Raw genomic sequence first — 5,013 nt, forward strand, 5'->3', positions numbered from 1 at the left:
GTAAAAAATGGACTCAGCCTATTAGAAACTGGGGAGTAATACTTAACAGTTTTCTTATTATATTTGAAGATAGGGTCAGATTAAATGAATCTTAACCCTATCTTCAAAATTTTTAGTTACACACTTTTTGGGATAGTGTCACAAAAAAGCCATTTGAATCAGATTCAAATGGCTTTTTTGTATAAGTTACTTTTTCCACTAAATAGACAAGTCTTTTAAACTTTCCTGAGATAACGGCTTATTTAGATATTTCTTTACTGAATCATATTTTTTAGATTTGCTAACATCCTGAGGATTAATCGAGGAAGTTAACATTACTATTCGACATTTATCCTTCGTAGTATCTTTCAATTTATTGAATTCCTCCAAAAATTGGAACCCATCCATTAATGGCATGTCTATATCTAAAAATATAACATCTGGCAAAACACTAGAAACAATTTCGTTTTCTAATTGCTCAATATTCTTCAGGAATTCTATTGCACTTTTGGCACCTGTATGTGTATAAATATATTTAGACAAGCCTGCTGCTTCTACCATTTTCTGGTTAATCAAATTATCGATTTCGTTATCATCGATTAGCATGACGGAATGATATTTACTCATATTGAACAATTTTGATTTGAGAACAAGTTAAAAAATTAGTTTTCTTTAAAAACAATTCAATATAGAAAATGCACACGAATAATCGTGCGCATTTCCTCAAAAATTTTAAATATCGAATTTTATTCCTTGAGCTAATGGTAAGGAGTTACCATAATTCAAGGTATTCGTTTGCCTTCTCATATATGCTTTCCAAGCATCCGAGCCTGACTCTCTTCCTCCTCCTGTTTCTTTTTCACCACCAAATGCTCCACCAATTTCAGCACCAGAAGTTCCAATATTAACATTAGCTATTCCACAATCTGAACCTTGGGAAGACAAAAATCTATGTGCCTCTTGCATATTATTAGTCATAATTGCAGAAGACAACCCTTGTTTCACGCCATTTTGTAAGGCAAAAGCATTTTCTACATCACCACTGTATCTCATTACATAAAGGATAGGCGCAAAAGTTTCTTCTTGCACGATTTCAAAACTATTTTTAGCTTCTATAATTGCGGGCTTCACGTAGCATCCGCTCTCATATCCTTCACCTTCTAACACTCCACCTTCAACTATTACTTTTCCGCCTTCGGATTTAGCTTTTTCAATAGCTTTCAAATAACTGTTTACAGAATCTTTATCGATTACTGGCCCAACGTGATTTTTTTCGTCAAGTGGATTCCCTATGCTCAATTGTGCATAAGCATTTTTCATCTTCTCTATTAATTCATCATAGATATCTTCATGAATGATTAATCTACGAGTTGAGGTGCAACGCTGGCCAGCAGTCCCTACAGCACCAAAAACAGCTCCTATTAGGGTCATCTTCAAATCTGCTTCTTTAGAAATAATCATCGCATTATTTCCTCCTAATTCTAAAATGGATTTACCCAAACGAGCAGCAACTTCTTGTCCAACAATTTTACCCATTTTGATTGAGCCTGTAGCAGAAACCAATGGGATGCGAGCATCCTTTGTCATCATCTCACCCACTTTGTAATCACCATTTATCAAGCAAGAGATACCTTCTGGCATATCATTTTCTTTCAATACTTCCGCAATAATATTTTGGCAAGCAATTCCTGTTAATGGTGCTTTTTCAGAGGGTTTCCATACGGTAACATTTCCACAAACCCATGCCAAGGCTGTGTTCCAACTCCAAACTGCAACTGGAAAATTAAAAGCAGAAATTATTGCAGTAATTCCCAATGGATGCCACTGCTCTTGCATAGAGTGATCAGGCCGTTCAGACTTAATCGTTAAGCCATATAGCTGTCGAGATAAGCCTACTGCGAAATCGCAAATATCAATCATCTCTTGCACTTCACCCCATCCTTCTTGAAGGGATTTACCCATTTCATAGGAAACTAACCTTCCTAATGGATCTTTTAATTCTCTTAATCGGTTTCCAAATTGGCGAACAATTTCTCCTCTGACGGGAGCTGGCATGTTGCTCCAGGTTTTGAATGCCTCATTAGCCGTTTGAATAGCTTTATCGTAATCTTCAGCGGTAGTAATGCCTACTGATGCAATTTCTTTTCCATCAACTGGAGAAACTGAGCTAATTTTTCCGTTTCCTTTCATCCAGTTACTGCCGGTTGAAGTACCACCATTATGATCTTTTACTCCTAATTTGGTTAAGGCATCTGCTAAGCCATAAGTTTTTTTAATATCCATAGTAATAAGTTATTATACAATATATGATTTAAAAGGTCTTTAATAAGTCTAAAGCATGTTTTTAGCAAAAACCCAATGGTTTAAGCAAGCTTTTTAATATTTGATTAGCACAAAATTGGCTTTTTTTGCAGGATAACAAAAGAAAAAGGCACTCGTATTTGAGTGCCTTTTGAAATTATTTACAAAAGTTATGACTTATTGCCATCCCATACCATAGTATGCTTTTGTTCCATCCGGATATATTCCTTCAATTAAAACTCCTCCTTGTTTTCCTTGAAGCGTTGTTATTAAATCTTCTGTATTTTCAATTGAACCTTTATCAATCGCAGTTACAATAAAGCCTTCTTGAATTCCTATATCCTTCCATTTTCCGTCCTCAATTTCAACAACTTTAGAACCACCACTAATGCCTAGTTCCTCTAGTTCTTCTTCACTAACATCTTCAAAAGTAGCCCCGCCTAACATTCTTGCAGTACTGGCTTTTACAATTTCTGTAGAATTCACCAAGCTTTTAAGTTCGATGGTAGTGGTTTTCTCATTTCCATCTCGTAGATAAGTTACTTCCACTTCTTCTCCAGGACTAAATCTTGCTATTTGCTCTTGTAGTTCTGCAACATTAGAAATATCCTTCTCATTTATTTTAATAATGATATCTTCACTCATCATTCCAGCTTCTTCCGCAGCACTTCCTGGAGTAGTACCCGCAACAAACACTCCTAAGTTAGTAGCAAATTCTTGATCTCCCAATCTTGGGTCATTTAAATCAACTATACTTACACCCAATACAGCTCTTTGCACTACTCCATATTCTTTCAAATCGTTTACTACTTTTTCAACTAAAATAGATGGCACAGCAAATGAGTATCCAGCATAACTACCTGTAGGGGTTGCAATAGCTGTATTTACGCCTATTAATTTACCTGATAAATTTACCAGAGCTCCACCACTATTGCCAGGGTTTACTGCTGCATCAGTTTGTATAAAAGATTCAATCCCATAGCGATTCTCGCTACTTAAAATATTGATGTTTCTAGCTTTAGCACTTACAATTCCTGCTGTAACAGTAGAAGTCAAATTAAATGGATTTCCAACTGCCAACACCCACTCTCCAATTTTTGCATTATCAGAATTACCGAACTCAACAAACTTCAAATCTTCTTCATCAATTTTTAATAAGGCAATATCAGTATTTGGATCTGTCCCTACCACCTCAGCTATATAACTTCTATTATCATGAAGAATTACCTCTAATTCAGTAGCATTTTCTACCACATGATTATTGGTTACAATATATCCATCTGGCGAAATGATAACTCCTGAGCCTGAAGATTGGCCTTTTCTCATTTGCGGCCCTCTGTCTCCATAATAATCACGAAATAATTCTTCAAAAGGAGAATGACTTCTTGGCATATCTCTTTCAACTTTCGCCTTGATATGCACTACGCCTTGTGTGACTTGCTCCGCTGCATAAATGAAGTTTATTCCTTCTGGTACATTATATTTCGTTTCATCCAAAAAGCTTGAAAATCGTGCATTATTCGATTGAATTTCCTCAAAACTCTTATTATCCGCTGAAGACGCTCCAGGTACTAAATAAATATATCCTCCAACTGAAATTAAAGCGCTCAAAATAGAGGCAAAAATAATTCCTATAAAAAACTGTCTCTTATTCATCATTCTATTCATTTTAAAACCTAACTGTAAAACGCATATTAAACGCTTCTGTTCCAAACCTTATTGTATTAACCTTTTAAATTGAAAAGGGGCTTTTTGCCCCTTACCTATAATTATATACTTACATCTAATTATATACTTACATCTAAAAGATTACTTGATTTGAATAGTCCTTTTTAGTTCCTTTTTCTCATCCTTAGGAATAATAATATTCAAAATGCCATCCTGATAAGATGCTTCAATCTTCTCCTCTTTGATATTTTCTGGTAAATGAAAAGTTCTTGAGAAAGAACCATACTGAGTTTCTACAGCATGATAATTTTTTTCGTTTTTCTTCTCCTCAAATTTTCTTTCCCCAGAGATGGTGATTGAACCATCATTCATATCGATGTTAAAATCTGATTTTTTCATACCTGGTGCGGCAACTGCTATTTCAAAAGCATTTTTACTTTCTGAAATATCCACTTGAGGTGCAAAATGTTGCATCTCTTTGCCTAGTCCATTAAAGGAATCTTGAAAAAATCGGTCTAGCAAACTTGAAAAGCTTCTGTTTTCTGTACTAGGTAAACTTGGATTATACTTTATAAGTGTCATAATTTTAAAGGTTTAAGGTTAAACATTGAATTCAAGAGTGTGATAGAAAATTTTGTACCAATATGAATTTTAACCTAAAACAAGTCACAATGGCATTATTTATTTATTTTCTACTATTATTGTGTGTCATTGTGGCATTTTTATGTAATCTTGAATGAAATATCGGTGACATTATTTACTTCAGGAAAAATATTTCGTTTTTTTAAAAGAAGTATTTGGAAATAATAAAAGAGGCGTGCATATTTGCATTCCCCAAACGGAAAAAATTCCTCTTTAGCTCAGCTGGTTAGAGCATTTGACTGTTAATCAAAGGGTCCTTGGTTCGAGTCCAAGAAGAGGAGCAAAAAGCCTTGCAGAGATGAAGTGAACCCCAAAAGTTAGACATAACCTTTGGGGTTTTTTATGAAAAAGAGAAAAAGGAACAAATTCAGTATTGATCAAAAAGAACAGATTGTTAGATCAGTTTTAGAAGAAGGGTTGAAC

At 34.7% G+C, this 5,013-nt stretch carries 4 protein-coding genes and 1 tRNA gene; 1 reads left to right on the plus strand and 4 read right to left on the minus strand.

Annotated elements, in window-relative coordinates:
* Window positions 1-198: 198 nt before the first annotated feature.
* The 4 genes from VFM92_RS02840 to VFM92_RS02855 form a co-directional block, all read right to left on the minus strand.
* The gene (locus VFM92_RS02840) at window positions 199-606 is read right to left on the minus strand and encodes a response regulator (protein WP_325120681.1); all 408 of its coding nucleotides are present in this window, start codon (window positions 604-606) and stop codon (window positions 199-201) included.
* A gap of 105 nt (window positions 607-711) precedes the next feature.
* A complete protein-coding gene (locus VFM92_RS02845) occupies window positions 712-2,262 on the minus strand; it encodes an aldehyde dehydrogenase family protein (RefSeq protein ID WP_325120682.1) in 1,551 nt (516 codons plus the stop codon).
* A 195-nt stretch (window positions 2,263-2,457) separates the two neighbouring features.
* On the minus strand, window positions 2,458-3,939 hold the full coding sequence (locus tag VFM92_RS02850) for a trypsin-like peptidase domain-containing protein (RefSeq protein ID WP_325120683.1): 1,482 nt from the start codon (window positions 3,937-3,939) through the stop codon (window positions 2,458-2,460).
* A gap of 150 nt (window positions 3,940-4,089) precedes the next feature.
* Window positions 4,090-4,530, minus strand: coding sequence for an Hsp20/alpha crystallin family protein (locus VFM92_RS02855; protein ID WP_325120684.1), 441 nt, complete (start codon window positions 4,528-4,530; stop codon window positions 4,090-4,092).
* 267 nt (window positions 4,531-4,797) lie between these two features.
* Here VFM92_RS02855 and VFM92_RS02860 point away from each other — a divergent pair.
* Window positions 4,798-4,871 (plus strand) — tRNA-Asn (locus VFM92_RS02860).
* The last annotated feature ends 142 nt before the right edge of the window (window positions 4,872-5,013 follow it).

The sequence above is a fragment of the Marivirga sp. genome (assembly GCF_035704835.1).
In the GTDB taxonomy this organism is placed as follows: domain Bacteria; phylum Bacteroidota; class Bacteroidia; order Cytophagales; family Cyclobacteriaceae; genus Marivirga.